The following is a 19,648-nucleotide window of genomic DNA, read 5'->3' on the forward strand; positions in this document are numbered from 1 at the left end:
TCAGTTACCCCTCTCGTCCAGGGCCAGGTCCACGAGTGCGTCCAGGTCCAGGGCGGCCAGTACGTCGGTGCCGGTGTCCGCCGTGCCGGGGTCCGCCGTACGGGTGTCCTGCTCTTGGCCGGCGGTGGTCGGCGCGGGCGGGTCGGCGAGCGCCAGGACCAGGTCCAGGACGCCGGCGCTGCGGAGTTTCTCGATCGGGACGGTCCGCAGCACCTGCCGGATCTCCGCGTCCCCGGCCGGGCCGTCGTCCCCCGCCGTGCGCAGCAGGCCGAGCAGGTGCCGTCCCAGTTCACGGGGGGTCGGGTAGCTGAAGACGAGCGTGGGGGCCAGCCGCAGTCCGGTCGACGACGCCAGCCGGTTGCGCAGTTCGACCGCGGTCAGCGAGTCGAGGCCGATGTCCTTGAACGCCTTGTCGAGGTGGACGGTGTCGGGCGTGCTGTGGCCCAGGACCAGCGCGATGTCGGTGCGGACGAGGGTGGCGAGGGTGTCCTCGGCCTCCTCGGGCGACAGGCGGGCCAGGCGATCGCGGAGTGGGGTGGCACCGGTCGCGGTGGCCGCGGCAGCTCTGCGGACGCCGGTGCGCACCAGGCCCCGGAGGACGGCGGGCAGAGTGCCGGTCTCCAGGTGGGGCCGGAGCAGGGCGGGGACGATCCTGGCCGGGACCAGACAGGCGGCGTCCGTGGCCCGGGCCGTCTCGAACAGCGCCATCCCTTCGGCCGCCGTGAGGGGCTTGATGCCGAGGCGGGCCATCCGGCTCAGGTCGACGTCGTCCAGGTGGCCGGTCATGCCGCTGCTGTCCGACCACAGTCCCCAGGCCAGGGAGGTGGCGGGCAGCCCGGCGGCCCGGCGGTGTTCGGCCAGTGCGTCCAGGAAGACGTTGGCCGCGGCGTAGTTGCCCTGGCCCGGCGTGCCCAGGACGCCCGCCGCGGAGGAGAAGAGGACGAATTCGGCGAGGTCCGTGCCGCGGGTCAGCTCGTGCAGGTGCCAGGCGGTGTCGGCCTTGGGGCGGAACACGCGCTCGATCCGCTCCGCCGTCAGGGAGGTGACGGTGCCGTCGTCGAGGAGCCCGGCGGTGTGTACGACGGCGGTCAGCGGGTGTTCCCCGGGGATGGTCGCCAGGAGCGCGGCCAGGGCGTCGCGGTCGGCGGTGTCGCAGGCGGCGACGGTGACCTTCACCCCCATCTCGGTGAGTTCCGCGGCGAGTTCGGGCGCGCCCGGTGCGTCCGGACCGCGCCGGCCGGCCAGCAGCAGATGTCCGGCCCGCCCGGCCGAGGCATAGCGGCGGGCGAACAGCGCGCCGAGGGTGCCCGTGCCACCGGTGATGAGGACCGTGCCGCCCGCGGCGGGCTCCGGCATGGTGTCCGCCTCCGTGGCCGGCGGGGTCTCCCGCACGAGCCGGGGGACATACACCTGCGGGTCGTCGGCGCACAGGGCCACCTGCGGCTCGCCGCTCGCCAGCGCCGCGCGGAAGGACTCGGCGGGGACGGCGTGCTCGTCGGCCAGGTCGATCACGGTGAAGCGGCCGGGGTTCTCGGTCTCGGCGGTGCGGATCAGTCCCCAGACGGCGGCGTCCGCCGGCTCGGGCGAGTCGGTGCCGGGTCGGACGGCGACGGCTCGCCTGGTGACGAACACGAGCCGGCTGTCGGCCAGGCGCTCCTCGGCCAGCCACGCCTGGATCAGGTCGACGGCGTACTGGACGGCCTCTCGGGCGGAGCGGGGGACGTCACCGTCCGCACCGGAGCGCCCCAGGAGGCCGGTGGCGATGACCACGTCGGGAAGGGGATCGGTGCTCTCCGCCGCCAGCGACGCCGGCCCCTCATGGCAGTCGGCCGCGGCCCCACCGGGCAGCGAGGCGGCCAGGGCCTCGGGAAGGGCGGCGCCCAGGAACGCCACGCGGTCGGTGGTCCGTGTCTCCTGGACGGCCGCGGGAGTCCACGCCAGGCGGAACAGGTGGCTCTCCCCTCCCGCCGTGACGGCCTTGGCCAACTGCCCGGTGCTGATGGGCCGCATGGCCAGCGACGCCGCTTCGGCGACCGGCTGCCCGGCGGGATCGGCCAGGCTGATCTGCAGCGTCCCCGCGTCGGCGGGGGCGATCCGCACGCGCAGCGCCCGGGCGCCCACGGCGTGCAGGCGGACGTGCGACCAGGCGAACGGCAGGAGGACCTGCTCCGGGTCCTGCTGGGGGCCGGTGCCGATGATCGGGTGGAGCGCGGCGTCGAAGAGCGCGGGATGGATGCCGTAGTGGCCGGCACCGGGGGTGTCGTCCGCGGGGAGGGCGACCTCGGCGTACAGGGTGTCGTCGCGGCGCCAGAGGGCCGTCAGGCCCTGGAAGGCGGTGCCGTACTGGTAGCCGCGGTCGGTGAGACGGTCGTAGAGGGTGTCGGTCGGTACGGCGGTGGCGCCGGCCGGCGGCCAGGCCGCCAGGTCCGCCCATGCGGCCGGGTCGGGCGCGGCGGGCGGCTGCGGGGCGAGGGTGCCGGTGGCGTGGCGGGTCCAGGACCGGTGGGGTGTGGCGTCGTCGGGCCGGGAGTGGATGGTGAGACCTCGGCGACCGTGGTCGTCGGCCGCCTCCACGTGCACCTGCAGCTGGAGGCCGCCGGTGGCCGGGAGGGTGAGGGGCGCTTCGAGGGTGAGGTCCTCCAGGTCCGCGGTGTCGGTGGCCCGCCCGGCGTGCAGGGCCAGTTCGACGAAGGCGGTGCCGGGCAGCAGGGGCGTGCCGTGGACGGCGTGGTCGGCCAGCCAGGGGTGGCCCCGCAGCGACAGGTGCCCGGTGAAGACGTGGCGGTCGCCGTCCGCGAGGGCGACCGCGGCACCGAGCAGCCCGTGGCCGGCGGTGTGCAGGCCCAGGGCGCGGGGATCGGCACTGCCCGTGGTCTGCCGGCTCCAGTAGTGCTGCCGTTGGAAGGGGTAGGTCGGCAGGTCGTGGTGGGTGGGCAGGGTGGCCGGGTAGAAACGCGACCAGTCGGACGTGGCGTGGGTGTGGACGGTGGCCAGCGAGGTCAGCACGCGCTGCCAGGTGTCGTCGTCGCGGCGCAGGGTGCCGGTGACGGCGACCTCCGCCTTGGTGTGGTTCTCGACGGTCTCCTGAAGGGGGTGGGTGAGCACCGGGTGGGGGCTGACCTCGACGAACAGGGTGTGCCCGTCGTCCAGCAGGGCCCGCGTGGTCGCCTCGAAGGCCACCGTGGTCCGCAGATTCTCGTACCAGTACGCCGCGCCCATCGCCGTCGTGTCGCTCATCGCGCCCCCGGCATGGTCGCCCACCGTCGGGTAGAACGCCACCTCGGCCCGGCGCGGGCGCACCGGAGCCAGCAGGCCCAGGAGCCGGTCGTGGAGCGCCTCGACGTGCGGGGTGTGGGAGGCGTAGTCCACCGGGATCCTCCGGGCCCGGATGCCCGCGTCCTCGCAGTGTGCGACGACCTCCGCCAGCGCGTCGGCGTCTCCGGCCACGACGGTGGCCGACGGCCCGTTGACCGCGGCGACGCCCACCCGTCCCGCCCATCGGCCGATGGTTTCCTCGGCGTCCGCGACGGCCAAGGGCAGGGAGACCATGCCGCCGTGACCCGCGATGTCGGTGATGGCCCGGGAGCGCAGGGCCACGATGCGCGCGGAGTCCTCCAGCGACAGCACGCCGGCGATGTGCGCGGCGGCGATCTCCCCCTGGGAATGGCCCACCACGGCGTCGGGAGTGACGCCCAGGTGCTCCCACAGCCGGGCGAGGGAGATCATCATGGCCCACAGCGCCGGCTGCACGACGTCGACCCGGTCCAGGGCGGGGGCGCCCGGTGCCTGGTCGAGCACGTCGAGAAGGTTCCAGCCGGTGTACGGCTCCAGGGCCGCAGCGCAGGCGGTGAGGTGCGCGGCGAACACCGGCGAGGTACGCGTCAGTTCCACGCCCATGCCGGCCCACTGCGAGCCCTGGCCCGGGAACACGAAGACCGTCCGGCCCGGCTGGGCGACCGCCGTGCCCGTGACCACCAGCCGGGACGGCTCCCCGGCGGCCAGCGCGGCCAGCGCGGCGCGGTAGTCGGCCGGTTCACGGCCGATCACCACCGCCCGGTGCTCGAACAGGGAGCGGTTCGTCGCCAGCGCGTGGCCGATCTCGGCCGGTGTCGCCCCGGGGGTGCGGTCGAGATGCTCCAGCAAGCGCCTCGCCTGCTCCGCCAGCGCCGCCGGTGACTTCGCCGACACCGGCCATGGCAGCGCCCCGTCCGTCACCACCGCCGGCTCCGGCGCGCCGTCGGCCGGGACGCCCCCGTCCGCACCATCGCCGTCGTCGTCCTGCGGGGCCTGTTCCACGATGAGGTGGGCGTTGGTGCCGCTGATACCGAACGAGGAGACCCCCGCGCGCCGCGGTCGTCCGGTGTCGGGCCAGGGTCGTTCCTCGGTGAGCAGTTCCACCGCTCCCGCGCTCCAGTCGACGTGCGGGGTCGGCTCGTCCACGTTCAGTGTGCGGGGCAGCACCCCGTGCCGCAGGGCCATCACCATCTTGATCACACCGGAGACGCCGGCGGCCGCCATGCTGTGGCCGATGTTCGACTTCAGCGAGCCCAGCCACAGCGGCCGGTCCTCGGGCCGGCTCCGGCCGTAGGTGGCGATCAGGGCCTGCGCCTCGATCGGGTCGCCCAGTCTGGTGCCCGTGCCGTGCGCCTCGACCACGTCGACGTCCTGCGGGGTCAGCCGGCCGTTGGCGAGGGCCTGGCGGATGACGCGCTCCTGGGACGGCCCGTTGGGTGCGGTCAGGCCGTTGCTCGCGCCGTCCTGGTTGACCGCCGAGCCGCGTACCACCGCCAGCACCCGGTGGCCGTTGCGCCGTGCGTCGGAGAGCCGCTCCAGCAGCAGGATTCCGACGCCCTCGCTCCAGCCCGTGCCGTCCGCGGCAGCCGCGAAGGACTTGATGTGCCCGTCGGGCGCCAGCCCGCGCTGCCGGCTGAACTCGGTGAGCACGCCCGGGGTGGACATCACCGCCACACCGCCGGCCACCGCGAGGGTGCACTCCCCCTGACGCAGCGCGTGTGCCGCCTGGTGCAGCGCCACCAGGGAGGACGAGCACGCCGTGTCGATGGTGAGCGCTGGGCCCTCCAGGCCGAGGAAGTAGGCGAGCCTGCCGGAGAGCACGCTGGTCGTCTTGCCGGTCAGCATGAGGCCGTCGAGCCCGTCCGTGGCCTCGTGCAGCAGAGAGCCGTACTCCTGGGGCATGGCACCGACGAAGACGCCCGTCCGGCTGCCGTGCACCGATTCCGGGCGGATGCCCGCCCGCTCGAACGCCTCCCAGGCGACCTCCAGCAGCAGCCGCTGCTGCGGGTCCATGGCAAGCGCCTCGCGGGGCGCGATGCCGAAGAAGTCGGCGTCGAACTCGCCCGCGTCGTAGAGGAAGCCGCCCTCGCGGACGTAGCTCTTGCCCCGCTGGTCGGGGTCGGGGTCGTAGAGCCCCTCAAGGTCCCAGCCGCGGTCTGTCGGCAGGCCCGAGATCCCGTGACCGCCGGACCTCACCAGCTCCCACAGGTCCTCGGGGGACGCCACGCCGCCGGGAAGGCGGCAGCTCATGCCCACGACGGCCACGGGCTCGTCCAGCGCGGCGGACGCGGCCACGGGGCGGGCGGCCGGCGGGGTCTCCCCGAGCAGTTCACCGCGCAGGTGCCGCACCATCGCGGCCGGTGTCGGATGGTCGAAGACCGCTGTCGCCGACAGGCGCACACCGAAGGCCTTGCTCAAGCGGTTGCGCAACTCCACCGAGGCCAGCGAGTCGAAGCCGATGTCCTTGAACCTGCTGTCCGCCCGCACCGCCTCCGGTGTCGCGTGCCCGAGGACGGTCGCGGTGTGGGCGCGTACCGCCTCCATGAGTTCGCGCTCGGCGTCGGCGCCCCCGGTGAACCGCCGCCCTCCGACGGCGCCGAAGGAACCGGCCGCGGCGGCGCGCCGTGCGGGACGGGGACGCACCAGAGAGCCGAGGACCGCGGGCAGCGCACCGGTGCCGGCCCGGGCGAGCCGCTCGGTGTCGAGGCGTGCCGGGACGAGCGTCGGCTCGTCCCGGACGCTCGCCGCGTCGAACAGGGCGAGTCCCTCGTCGGACCGCAGGGGCAGCAGCCCCATGCGGGCCATGCGGGCCAGGTCCGCCCGGCTGAGATCCGCCGTCAGCTGGCCGCGCTCGTCCCAGAGGCCCCAGGCCAGGGACGTGGCCGCGAGTCCCTGTGCCCGGCGGTGGACGGCCAGGGCGTCGAGGTAGACGTTCGCGGCCGCGTAGTTGCCCTGTCCGGCGCCGCCGAGCGCGCCCATCACCGAGGAGAACAGCACGAACGCCGCCAGGTTCTGCCCCTGGGTGAGCCGGTGCAGGTGCCATGCCGCGTCCGCCTTGGGCCGCAGTACCGCTTCCAACTGCTCGGGCGTCAGCGTGGAGACCAGGCCGTCGTCCAGCACACCCGCCGTGTGTACGACCGCGGTCAGCGGGTGCTCGCCCGGTATGCCCTCCAGCAGACCGGACAGTGCCTGCGGGTCGGAGACATCGCACGCCACCGCCACGGCCGTCGCCCCCAGCCCGGTCAACCGCTCGACCAGTTCCGCGGCGCCCGCGGCGGCGGGCCCGCGACGGCTGACCAGCAGCAGCCGCCGGGCCCCGTACGCGGTCACCAGGTGACGCGCGAAGAGCCCGCCCAGGGTGCCGGTGCCGCCGGTGATCAGCACCGTGCCCTCCGGATCCCAGCCGGCCGGCACACTCACGTCCGGGCGTCCCGCCGGCCGCTCGCCGGGGGAGGCCGACGTGCCACCGGTCCGCACCAGGCGGGGTACGACGACCTCTCCCCCGCGCAGCGCGAACTGCGGCTCCCCGTCCGCAAGTGCGGCGGGCAGGGCGCGCAGCGAACGCTCGTCCTCGTCGACGTCGACGAGGACGAACCGGCCCGGGTTCTCCGTCTGCGCGGTGCGCAGCAGGCCCCACACCGGTGCGGAGGCGAGATCCGGCCGCTCCGCGTCGGCGACCGCCATCGCGCCACGGGTGACCACCACGAGCCTGGTGTCGGCGAACCGCTCCTCGGCGAGCCATGACTGCACCAGGGACAGCGCCTTGAGCAGTTCGGCCCGTACGGCGGCGGGGTCGCCGGAAGCGGCGTCCTCGCCGGGCGGCCGGCAGGACAGCACGGACGCGGGCCTCGGGTCGGACGTCGGGTCCGTGGCCGAGGTGGTGCCGACGGTCCCCGAATCCGCCTCCAACGCGTCGGCGAGCGCGGGCAGGTCGGCGTACCGCCGCACGGACGCGGCGTCCTCGACGGTGGCGAGCCCGAACGGGTCGTCGCCCACCAGTGCCCACGGGCCGGCCGGTGTGGCGGCTGCGGCCGGCACCTCCCGCTTCACCCACTCCATGCGGAACAGCGCGTCGTGGTGGCCGCCCGGTGCCCCGCCGAGCTTCCCGGGGTCGGCGGGGCGCATGACCAGGGAGCCGATCGACGCGACGGGCGCGCCCTCGGTGTCGGCGAGCTCCACCACGAGGGCGTCCGGACCGTTCGGGGCGAGCCGCACCCGCACGTTCCTGGCATCGGCCACGTACAGACGTACGTCGGACCAGACGAACGGCAGCCTCGGCGGCTCCGGTTCCCGCCCGGCCCCGGCCTGCGGGCTGAGCCCGGCGTGCAGGGCCGCGTCGAGCAGCGCGGGGTGGATGCCGAAGGCCGCCGCCTCGGGGTGCCGCTCCTCGGGCAGCGCCACCTCGGCGTACACCTCGTCACCCCGCTTCCACAGGTTCCGCACTCCCCGGAACGCGGGGCCGTACTGGTAGCCGAGGGCGGCCAGCGCCGGGTAGAGGTCGTCGGGATCCATCGGAAGGGCGCCGTCCGGCGGCCACGCCCGGGCGTCCCACGGCGAAGGCGCCGGCCCGCCCCTGAGGAGGACACCCGTGGCATGGCAGGTCCAGAGCGCAGCCGTCCCCTCGGCGTCGGGCCGGGAGTAGACGCTCACGGAGCGCCGGCCGGAGTCGTCGCGCTCGGCCGCTTCGACGCGCAGCTGAACGCCGCCGGTGGCCGGCAGGACGAGCGGTGCCTTCAGGGTGAGTTCCTCAAGTCGGTCGCAGTCCACCTCGTCCCCCGCGCGGAGCGCCATCTCGACGAAGGCCGTACCCGGCAGCAGAACGGTGTCGGAGATCGCGTGGTCGGCCAGCCAGCCGTGTGTCTGCAGCGACACCCGGCCGGTCAGCACGGTGACGTCCGTCCCCGCCAGCTCCACGGCCGCGCCGAGCAGCGGGTGCGCGAGCACCGCCTGCCCCACCGCGGCCGCGTCCGCCGCACTGCCGGGCAGGTCGATCCAGTAGTGCTGTCGTTGGAAGGGGTAGGTGGGCAGGTCGAGGTGGGTGGACCCGGTGGCGGGGAAGAAGGCCGACCAGTCGACAGCAGCATGCGTGTGGACGGTGGCCAGCGACGTCAACACCCGCTGCCACGTGTCGTCATCACGACGCAAAGTGCCCGTGACCACCACCTCACCCGCACCCGCACGCGCCCCGGCCGTCTCCTGAAGAGAGTGAGTGAGCACCGGATGCGGACTGACCTCAACAAACAGCGAATGCCCATCGTCCAACAACGCGTCCGTAGCACTCTGAAAATGAACAGCCGTCGCCAGATTGTCGTACCAGTACTCCGCACCCATCACCGTGGTATCAGCCACCGGCCCACCAAGATGGCCATCCACCGTGGAATAGAACGCAACCTCGGCCTGGCGCGCCTCCACCGGAGCCAGCAATTCAAGCAACCGGTCACGCAACGGATGCACATAAGACGTGTGCGAGGCGTAGTCGATAGGAACACGACGAGCACGCACACCCACCACCACACAATGCGCCAACAACTCCTCGACAGCACCGACACCACCGGCCACCACCGTCGCCGACGGCCCATTGACCGTCGCCACCACCAACCGCCCCCGCCACCCCGCAATCAGCTCCGAAGCCTCAGCCACAGGAAGCGGCAGAGAAACCATGCCACTCCCACCCGCAATACCCACCAAAGCCCGCGAACGCAACGCCACCACACGCGCCGCATCCTCCAACGACAACACCCCCGCGATATGCGCCGCGGCGATCTCACCCTGGGAATGACCCACCACCGCATCCGGAATGACCCCCAGGTCCTCCCACAGCCGGGCCAGCGACACCATCACCGCCCACAACGCAGGCTGCACAACACCATCACCCTCCAGAACAGGAGCACCCTCCACCCCACGAAGAACATCAACCAGGTTCCAGCCGGTGAACGGCTCCAACGCCGCCGCACACGCCGCAAGATGCCCGGCAAAAACCGGACTGACAGCCATCAACTCCACACCCATACCGACCCACTGCGAACCCTGACCCGGAAAAACAAACACCGTCCCACCCGGCCGGACCGCAGCAGCACCGGTAACCACCCGCGCAGAAGGCTCACCCACCGACAACGCACCCAACGCCGCCCGGAAGTCACCCGGCTCACGACCGATCAACACCGCCCGGTGATCGAACAAGGAGCGATTCGTCGCCAGCGCGTGGCCGATCTCGGCCGGTGTCACCCCGGGAGTGCGGTCGAAATGCTCCAGCAACCGCCGCGCCTGCTCCGCCAACGCCACCGAGGACTTCGCCGACACCGGCCACGGCAGCACCCCGTCCGTCACCACCACCGGCTCCGGAACACCACCGCCCACACCACCGTCGTCGTCCTGCGGGGCCTGTTCCACGATGAGGTGGGCGTTGGTGCCACTGATGCCGAACGACGAGATGGCGGCGCGTCGCGGGTGGCCGCTCTCCGGCCACGGCCGGCTTTCGGTGAGGAGTTCCACCGCCCCCTCGGACCAGTCCACGTGCGAGGACGGCCGGTCCACGTGGAGGGTCCGGGGCAGGGTGCCGTGCCGCATGGCCATGACCATCTTGATGACGCCGCCCACGCCCGCCGCGGCCTGGGAGTGGCCGATGTTCGACTTCAGCGAGCCCAGCCACAGCGGCCGGTCCCCGGGCCGGTCCTTGCCGTACGTGGCCAGTAGCGCCTGTGCCTCGATGGGGTCACCGAGAGCGGTCCCGGTCCCATGCGCCTCGACGGCGTCGACCTCCTGCGCCGACAGGCCGGCGCCGGCCAGGGCGTAGCGGATGACACGCTCCTGGGAGAGCCCGTTGGGGGCCGTGAGGCCGTTGCTCGCGCCGTCCTGGTTGATCGCCGAGCCGCGCACCACCGCCAGCACCCGGTGGCCGTTGCGCCGCGCCTCGGAGAGCCGCTCCAGCAGCAGCAGGCCCACACCCTCCGCCCAGGCCGTGCCGTCCGCCGCCTCGGCGAACGCCTTGCACCGCCCGTCCGCCGCGAGCCCGCGCTGCCGGCTGAACTCGACGAACATGCCCGGGGTCGCCATCACGGCGACGCCGCCGGCCAGCGCCAGATCGCAGTCACCGTTGCGCAGCGCCTGGGCCGCCATGTGCATCGATACCAGTGAGGAGGAGCACGCGGTGTCCACCGTCACGGCCGGACCCTGCAGGCCGAGGGCGTACGCGATGCGGCCCGAGGCGACGCTCGCGGTGTTGCCGGTCAGCAGGTACCCGTCGAAGCCGGCGACACCGTCGTGCAGGTGAGGGCCGTACTCCTGAGTGGTCGCGCCGACGAAGACGCCGGTCTGGCTGCCGCGCAGCGTGGTCGGGTCGATGCCCGCCCGCTCGATCGCCTCCCAGGAGGTCTCCAGGAGCAGCCTCTGCTGGGGGTCCATCGCGGTGGCCTCGCGCGGGCCGATCCCGAAGAACGCGGGGTCGAACGCCGCCGCGTCGGACAGGAATCCGCCCTTGGTGACGTAGGAGGTGCCGAGCCGGTCCGGGTCGGGATCGAGAAGCTTGTCGGTGTCCCAGTTGCGGTCGGCGGGGAAGTCGGTGATGGCGTCGACGCCATCGCTGACCAGGCGCCACAGGTCCTCGGGGGTGCGCACGTCTCCCGGGTAGCGGCAGGCCATGCCCACAATGGCGAGGGGTTCGTCCACGTCGGCCGGGGTCCGGGCACCGGGAGCGGTGTCTCCCGTCTCCGCGGAACCCACCAGCTCGGTCTGCAGATGGCGGGCGACGTCTGCGGGCGTCGGGTGGTTGAACAGCAGCGTCGACGGGAGCTCCAGGCCGGTGAGGGCACTGAGCCGGTTACGCAGTTCGACGGAGGCGAAGGAGTCGAACCCGAAGTCCTTGAACGTGCGGTCGCCGTCCACCGTCTCCGGGGTGACCCGTCCGGTGATGAGGGCGACCTCGGCGCGGATCCGGTCGGTGAGGATCTGTTCCTGCTGGGTCCGGGAGACCTTGGTGAGGCGGTCGAGCAGAGGCGACGACGCACCGGCCTCGGCGGGAGCGATGCCCTCGGGCTGGTCCGCGGTCGGCTCGGAGCCCGCGTCGGCATCGGTATCGGTGTCGGCGAGGCCGGCCGTCGGCAGGTCGATCCAGTGGCGCTGTCGTTGGAAGGGGTAGGTGGGCAGGTCGAGGTGGGTGGGCCGGGTGGCGGGGAAGAAGGCCGACCAGTCGACGGCGGCGTGGGTGTGGACGGTGGCCAGCGACGTCAGCACGCGCTGCCACGTGTCGTCGTCGCGGCGCAGAGTGCCGGTGACGACGACCTCACCGGCGCCAGTACGGTCCCCGGCGGTCTCCTGGAGGGCGTGGGTGAGCACCGGGTGGGGGCTGACCTCGACGAACAGGGTGTGCCCATCGTCCAGCAGCGCGTCCGTGGCACTCTGGAAATGGACAGCGGTGGCCAGGTTGTCGTACCAGTACTCCGCACCCATCACCGTGGTATCAGCCACCGGCCCACCAAGATGGCCATCCACCGTGGAATAGAACGCAACCTCGGCCTGGCGCGCCTCCACCGGAGCCAGCAATTCAAGCAACCGGTCACGCAACGGATGCACATGAGACGTGTGCGAGGCGTAGTCGATGGGAACGCGACGAGCACGGATGCCCTCGACCACGCAGTGCGCCGACAACTCCTCGACAGCGCCGATGTCACCGGCCACCACGGTCGCCGACGGCCCGTTGACCGTGGCCACCACCAGCCGCCCCTGCCACCCCGCGATCAGCTCCGAAGCCTCAGCCACAGGAAGCGGCAGGGAAACCATGCCACTGCGGCCCGCGATCCCGACCAGGGCCTGAGAACGCAACGCCACCACACGCGCCGCATCCTCCAACGACAACACCCCCGCGATATGCGCCGCGGCGATCTCACCCTGGGAATGCCCCACCACCGCATCCGGAATGACCCCCAGGTCCTCCCACAGCCGGGCCAGCGACACCATCACCGCCCACAACGCAGGCTGGACAACACCATCGCCCTCCAGAACAGGAGCACCCCCGGCCCGACGAAGGACATCAACAAGATTCCAACCCGTAAACGGCTCCAACGCCCCCGCACACGCCGCAAGATGCCCGGCAAAAACCGGGCTCACAGCCATCAACTCCACACCCATACCGACCCACTGCGAACCCTGACCCGGAAAAACAAACACCGTCCCACCCGGCCGGACCCCAGCCACACCAGCAACCACCCGCGCAGAAGGCTCACCCACCGACAACGCACCCAACGCCGCCCGGAAGTCACCCGGCTCACGGCCGATCAACACCGCCCGGTGATCAAACAAGGAGCGATTCGTCGCCAGCGCGTGGCCGATCTCGGCCGGTGTCACCCCGGGAGTGCGGTCGAAATGCTCCAGCAACCGCCGCGCCTGCTCCGCCAACGCCACCGAGGACTTCGCCGACACCGGCCACGGCAACGCCCCCTCCCCCACCACCACCGGTCCCGGAACACCCACATCCGGGACACCCTCATCCCGCGTCCACTCGCGCAGGACGACATGACAGTTGGTGCCGCCCATGCCGAAGGAGCTGGTGCCGGCGATCAAGGGACGGTCGGGTCGGGGCCAGGCGGTGAGGTCCTGCTGGACGCGCAGTCTGAGGTCGTCGAAGGGGATGTCGGGGTTCGGCGTCTCGAAGTTGAGGCTGGGTGGCAGCTCGCGGTGCCAGATGCTGAGGACCGTCTTCAGCAGGCCGACCACCCCGGCCGCGCCCTCCAGGTGGCCGACGTTGGTCTTCGCGGACCCCACGTGCAGCGGGGAGCCGGCGGAGCGGCCGGTGCCGAGGGCGGCGCCGAGGGCAGCCGCCTCGATGGGGTCGCCCACGGGGGTGCCGGTGCCGTGCAGCTCGACGTACTGGACGTCCCCCGGGCGGGTGGAGGCGCGCGCGTGCGCGCGGCGGACGACCTCTTCCTGGGCCCGTGCGCTGGGTACGGTGAGGCCGGGCGTGGAGCCGTCGTTGTTGACGGCGCTGCCCTCGATGACGCAGTAGACCCGGTCGCCGTCCATCACCGCCCGGGACAGCGTCTTCAGGGCCAGGTAGGCGCCGCCTTCGCCGCGGACGTAGCCGTTGGCCCGGGCGTCGAAGGTCCTGCACAGTCCGTCCGGTGACAGGCCGCCGAATTTGGTCGAGCCGATCGTGCTCTCCGGGGTGATCGCGAGGTTCACGCCGCCCGCGAGCGCCAGCGTGCACTCCCCGGCGCGCAGGCTCTCCGCGGCCAGGTGCACGGCCACCAGAGACGAGGACTGGGCCGTGTCGACGGCGAGGCTGGGACCGTTGAGGTCGAGCGTGTAGGAGAGGCGGTTGGCGATGATGCTGCGGTGCAGCCCGGTCATGGAGTGGCGGTTGATGCGCCGGGTTCCATGCTTGTAGAGCCGGATGGCGTAGTCGTCCCAGATGGTTCCCACGAAGACGCCGGTCCGTGTCCCCGCGAGGTCTTCGGGGACGATGCCGGCGTCCTCCAGCGCCTCCCACCCGAGTTCCAGCGTCAGCCGCTGCTGAGGATCCATCATCGCGGCCTCGTTGGGGGCGACGCCGAAGAAGTCGGCGTCGAATCCCGCGATGTCGTCCAGGTAGCCACCGCGTGCGGTGGTGATCCTGCCGGGGGCCGTGACGTCCTCGTCGAGCAGCCGGTGCGCGTCCCAGCGGTCGGCCGGCACGTCGGTGATGCCGCTCCTGCCGTCGCGCAGCAGGGCCCAGAAGGCGCGGGGGTCCGGGGCTTCGGGCAAGCGGCATGACACACCCACGACGGCGATGGGCTCGCGAGCGGTCTCCGCCGCCTCGTGCTCCGCTTCGCGCGGCGTCGGCGCGTCGTCGTCGGCGCGTGGCGCGCGGGACCGGAAGTTGTCGACGTCCTTCACCAGGACCTCCCCCAACAGTTGCTGAGAAGAACAGACAGGGCTGCGGGTACCGGCGGTCTATCCCCCGCGTGAAAATCGTGGTCACGGCGTCTTTCCGGGCTGTTTCCGGCGCTCCTCACCGAGCGCGGGACGCCGTCGGCGGCGCGCTCACCGCCAGCGGGCCAGCCGCTGCAGGAGCTCGTCCGGCGCGTTCATGAAGTCGTAGTGGCCGCCGTCGATCACCTGAATGTCGACCGCGTCCGCGTACCGACGCCATCCCGCGAGTCCGTCGAGGCTCACGTCGTGGTCGTCCTTCCAGTGCAGTACGACGACGGGGCACCGCAGAGCGACCGGTTCCGTCCGCCGGTAGGCACGTGCGGCGGAGTGATCGCGCAGCAGCACCATCATGCCCAGATCGATCATGTCCGGCCGCGGCTCGATGCCCCGGCCGCGCAGGAACGCCTCCAGCTCGGCGCGCAGTTCGGGTTCCGTCATGCCGAGCATCCGGTCGCGCGCGGCGTCGTGCGGTGCGGGCTGGCCCGACACGAAGAGGCAGTCCGGCCCCGGCAGGCCCAGTTCGGCGAGCCGGACCACGGTTTCGAAGGCGGGCAGCACGCCGGCACAGTGCCCGAAGAACGCGAACGGCCGGTCCAGCAGTGGCGCCAGGGGGGCGACGAGGTCGGCGGCGAGATTCTCGTACGTACCGTAGTGGGGGTCGGCGAGACGGTTCTCCCTGCCGGGGAACTGCACCGGGCAGACCTCGGCGTCCCCGATCACGGCCGGCCAGGCACTGAAGGCGGAGGCCCCGCTGCCGGAGAAGGGGAAACAGAACAGGCGGGCGGGGTGGTCGGTGGACGGCGGCCGGACGAACCACGGCGAGGTGGCGGTGGTGGAGCCGGATGTCATGACGTCTTTCGTTTCTGGGCGACGATGGGCAGGTGGGTCATGCCGGCGATGAAGTACGAGCGCAGGTGCTGCGGTTCGCCGTCCAGTTCGATCGATCCGAACCGCTGGAGCAGTTCCTCGAAGAAGACCCGCAGGGTCAGCCGGGCCAGCGGTGCGCCGATGCAGAAGTGGGGTCCGAAGCCGAAGGCGACCTGGCGTTTCGCGCCCTCCCGCGTGATGTCGAAGGTGTGCGGGTCGGGGAAGTGGGACTCGTCCCGGTTGGCCGAACCGATCCACGCGACGACCGCACCTCGGGCGGGGATCGTGCCCCCGGCGATCTCGACGTCGTCGACCGCGTACCGCATGAAGTTGCAGGCGGCCGAAGTCCAGCGCAGCCCTTCCTCGACCAGGTTCGGGACCAGCGACGGGTCGGCCTGCGCCTTCTCGAACTGCTCGGGCCGCTCGATGAGCGCGTGCACCGTGCCCGAGACGGTGTGCGGCGTCGTCACGTTGGCGCCCAGCAGGATGCTGTAGCCGTCGAGGGCGATCTCCTCGTCGGTCAGCGGGGCGCCGCCCGCGCGGACGCTCATGAGGTGGTGGAGCAAACTGTCGTCCTCGGTGCCGGCCGCCCGCCGGCGCCGGACCCACTCCTTCACGTAGGTGACGAGTTCGTGGTGGGAGATGGCCAGGGTCGCGGCTTCACTGCCGTGCTGGAAGTGCGGGTCCGAGGGAGCCGTCACCATCGCGGTCAGCTGGACGAGTTCCTCCCAGTCCTTCTCGGGGAGTCCCAGGAGCGGACCGGTGACCATCGCCGGGAGGAGCAAGGCCTTTTCGGCCAGGTCGAAGCGGTCCCCGTCGAGCGCCGGTTCGAGGAAGCGCGCCACCGTGCCCCGGATCGAGTCCTCCCAGGACCTCACCGCCCGCGCGGTGAGCTTGGTGCCGATCGGCCTGCGGACCTCGGTGTGCCGCGGCGGGTCGGTGGACGTCAGCAGCACTCCGGCCGCGACGTCGTCCGTGCCGAGATGGGTGGGCACCGTACCTCGCTCCGAGGTGAACTGCCGGTGGTCACCGAGCACCCTGCAGACGTCGTCGTAGCGCGTAACCGACCAGAACTCCCTGCCGTCGGGCAGCACTTGGTGGTGCAGAGGAGCCTTCGCCCGCATCACGTCCCACACCGGGTGCGGGTCACCCGAGGTGTACAGGTCCAGGTCGAACAGGTCGACGTGGTCGAGGTCGACGTCACTCGTTGGCCCCGGCGTCAGCCTCACGTCCGCGTCCTTCCCCGCTCGACGAGATCGGCGACCCGGGCCGGGGTCTGGGCCAGGTAGAAGTCGCGTACGGACAACTCGACGCCGTAGTCCCGGGCGACCCGGTCGATGATCTTGATGCCGATCAGGGAATTCCCGCCCAGCTCGAAGAAGTCGTCGTCCGCCCCGATTTCGGCGGAGGGAAGGTATTCCCCCCACAGGGCCGAGATCTCCCGCACGAGTGACTCCGGTGCACCCGTAGGCGCGGCTTCTGATTCTGACTGCATTGCGAGCCTTTCCTTATCTCCGCCGAACGGGAGTATCCGGCCAAGCAGTGCACTGCCTGTCCGGGCCGACGTCCCCGAGATCGGGCCGCAGTCGGGTCCCGGCCTGGTACGGGCCGGTGGGGCGACGACTCCCGGACATGGGGAGGGCGCCTGCGTGGTCGTCGACGCCGGCAGCACGGGGCGCCGTCAGCCGAGGAGGCCGCCGCTTCGGCAGCTCGTCCGGAGTCCATCGCGACGCCAACGTAAATGGCCGGGGAAAGCCAGTGCAAGGGACAACAGGCCGCGCAGCCCGTCGGGCACCCGCTGTCCCGCCGACGGGACAGTGGGACGGATATCCGGGCCCCGTGCGGGAATCGGGAAAGGGTCGGCCTAAGCCGCCCGGACATCCTCTTCGTCGTTCGAGGATTCCCCCCGGAAGCCGAATTCCGGTGACCGCTCGGCGCTTGTTCTGCCCGTGGATCCTCCGTACAGTCGGCGAGAGCGACCGTGAATTCGCTATTGGATGCGGATCGCGATGCACGGGTCCCTTCGAGGTATGCGCGGACGGCAGCGGACGGGTCGACGAGCCGGGCGCCCTCGCACTCGGACCGGGCCAGGTACTCCCGAAGGCGTCGCCGCGGACGCCGTTCGCTTCGAGCGCCTCGCCGCCGCGCCGGGCCCACACCTCCAGGGCAGCGCTCCGTTCGACACGCAACTCAGCCTCGGGTACGGCGCCGGGCTGGTCCGGGACCTCACCCGATCCGGTACCGGCGCACCCACTGCGGGAACGGCTCGTCGCGGCGCTGGTGCGCGCCCTGGTCGCGGCCTGCGGCGACAGCGAGGCATCCTCGTCCACCAGCGCGCGAAGAAGGCCCTGGCCGACCGCTGGGCGTCGACGCATGCCTTGCGCAGCCCGGACACCGCGATCGCAGAACCTGCCATGCGCCCACGGTCGCGGGCGCCCCTGTCGCCCGTCTGTCGCCCCTCTGTCACGTCCGCTGACACGGGCTCCCGCCCCGTCAGCCCTGGTCGCGCCGGGATCGCGCGAGCCCATGCGAAAAGGTGCGCACCTCGAACGGCCCGAAGGGGGCCGTTCGAGGTGCGCACCTTTCACCGCGGTCCGCGCCGCGGCTCAGACCGTGGAAGCGAGGGCTTCCATCGAGGCGACCTTGATCGTGGGGAGGATCTCCCGGAAGCGCAGCACCATGCCCTGGCAGTAGTTCGCGTTGTGCTCCAGGCTCCGCTGCGGCTGGTACGGCATCTTCTGCCGGCCGCGGTGGTCGATGTGCAGGGTGATCCGCCCCGACTCCTCATCGACGTCCGGCAGCAGCTCCCGTGCCACCAGCAGGCGGGCGAGTTCCGGGGAGACCTCGACGAGGAAGCCCTTCGGGTCGGGCTGGCCGCGGAGGACGACCTCCTCGAACGCGTAGTCGGGCGTCCGCACCGGCTCGCGGTAGATGTAGGCCCGGGCCAGCAGGTCCATCTCGAACGCCTGACGCGCCATCGGGTCGGCCCACCAGTCCTGGGCCTTGACGAAGTCGGCCAGCAACCGGTCGAACTCCTCGCGATGCGAGCTGAGGATCAGGTGCGCCGTCTTGCCGGTGTTCAGCAGGTCGTAGTTGGCCAGGTCCTTCGTCGACTGGATGAAGAACTGGCACACCTCCGAGTCGGTCCTGCTGCGGAAGTACCGCGACACCTCGGCGAACAGCTCGCCGTAGGAGATGATCCCCTTCTCGTCGAGATAGCCCGAGACCATGAACAGGGCGCGCATGTTGTACAGCGTGTACAGCGCGTGGTTCACCCAGTAGCCCTCGTAGCAGTCCTCCTCGGTCACCCACTTGGTGGCCAGGACCACTTCCGCCTCGGAGACGTCGCTGGCCGCCTCCGCCGTCAGGATGCCGAGGGTCTCCCGCTGCGCGTACATGGGCGTGTTGTGCAGGAACAGCTGCGGGTAGACGATGATCGTGTCGGCGTACGACCGGCACAGCCTGGTCAGCCCGTCCTTGAACGACTCCAGGGTCTCGCCGGGCAGCGGCCAGATCATCTCCACGTAGGAGCTGATCTGCTTCTCCCGCAGCAGGCGCTGCAGCCCGATGTAGGTCTCCTCGCGGATGTTCTTCCGGTCCACCATCTCCAGCGCCGACTCGTTCATCGTCTGCAGCGAGATGGGCTGGCTGACCATCAGCCCACCGCGCACGAAGATCTCGGTGATCTCCGCCATGCGCTCGGGCCTGTTCTTGGCGGCGGCCATGTGGACGATCAGCGGGTAGCCGTTCTCCTCACTGCACTCCACGATGTACTCGCTCAGCGTCACATCGCGGGGCGACAGGCCCCAGTTCGCGTCGGCGATCATGAGCGCGGAGTACCCGTGCTCGCTGATCCACTTGATCTCGTCCTTGATCCGGTCCTCTTCGTACTTCTTGACCTTCGAGTTCGTTGCCGCGCCCCAATAGCAGAAGGTGCAGCGGAACGGGCATCCGCGGTTGGTCTCCATGATGGCGAAGCTGAACTCGTGTCCCTCGAAGACGCCGTTGAGGAACGGCGAGGGGATGTCCATCAGGTCCTGGATACGGGGCGCCGCCTCGGTGGTGACGAGTTCGCCCGAGGACCAGAAACTGAGCCCTGGCACCTGGTGCATGTCGGGGGCCGGGGAGCTGAGCTGACGGATGAACGCCAGGGAGGTGAGCTCCCCCTCGCCGTTGCACACGTAGACGTTCTCCGCGCCGTCGCTGAGATACGTCGAAGCGTGGTTCATCACCTGCGGCCCGCCCAGCAGGTAGTGCGCGTCGGGACGCAGTGCGCGCAGTTCCCTCAGCAGCCACCGCACCAGCTTCATGTTCCAGATGTAGCAGCTGAACGTGTAGAGGTAGGCGTCCCGGTCGGCGAGCTGCCGGAGCAGGTCCTCGCGCTCGCCGGACACCGGCAGGGACACGATCTCGAAGGTGTGGCCGGCCGCGACGGCTTCGTCGTCCTGGGCGTAGGCCTGTATGTAGCCCGAGGCGAGCGGCAGAATGTTCTCGTAGGTGGGAAGTTCCACCAGCACGATCTTTCGGCGCTCCGCTGTGGCCGTCCCGGCATCCACGGTCCCGGAGAACTCTTGGGTGGACATGT

At 71.5% G+C, this 19,648-nt stretch carries 5 protein-coding genes; all 5 read right to left on the bottom strand.

Annotation, left to right across the window (positions count from 1 at the left end):
* Entirely contained in the window at positions 1 to 14,160 is a 14,160-nt protein-coding gene (locus ACZ60E_RS05845; RefSeq protein ID WP_469438567.1) for a type I polyketide synthase, read from the bottom strand.
* Positions 14,161 to 14,307: 147 nt separating this feature from the next.
* Entirely contained in the window at positions 14,308 to 15,045 is a 738-nt protein-coding gene (locus tag ACZ60E_RS05850; RefSeq protein ID WP_469438569.1) for a thioesterase II family protein, read from the bottom strand.
* Complete coding sequence (locus ACZ60E_RS05855) at positions 15,042 to 16,292, bottom strand: cytochrome P450 (protein WP_469438571.1); 1,251 nt, start codon at positions 16,290 to 16,292, stop codon at positions 15,042 to 15,044. The genes ACZ60E_RS05850 and ACZ60E_RS05855 overlap by 4 nt, the downstream gene beginning before the upstream one ends.
* Positions 16,289 to 16,558, bottom strand: a complete 270-nt coding sequence (locus ACZ60E_RS05860) for a phosphopantetheine-binding protein (protein ID WP_384804007.1) — start codon at positions 16,556 to 16,558, stop codon at positions 16,289 to 16,291. The genes ACZ60E_RS05855 and ACZ60E_RS05860 overlap by 4 nt, the downstream gene beginning before the upstream one ends.
* 1,111 nt (positions 16,559 to 17,669) lie before the next feature.
* Positions 17,670 to 19,646 (bottom strand): B12-binding domain-containing radical SAM protein, encoded by a 1,977-nt coding sequence (locus ACZ60E_RS05865; protein WP_384804003.1) that lies wholly within the window; start codon positions 19,644 to 19,646, stop codon positions 17,670 to 17,672.
* Positions 19,647 to 19,648: the final 2 nt, after the last annotated feature.

The organism is Streptomyces sp. NPDC102514, from assembly GCF_055584525.1.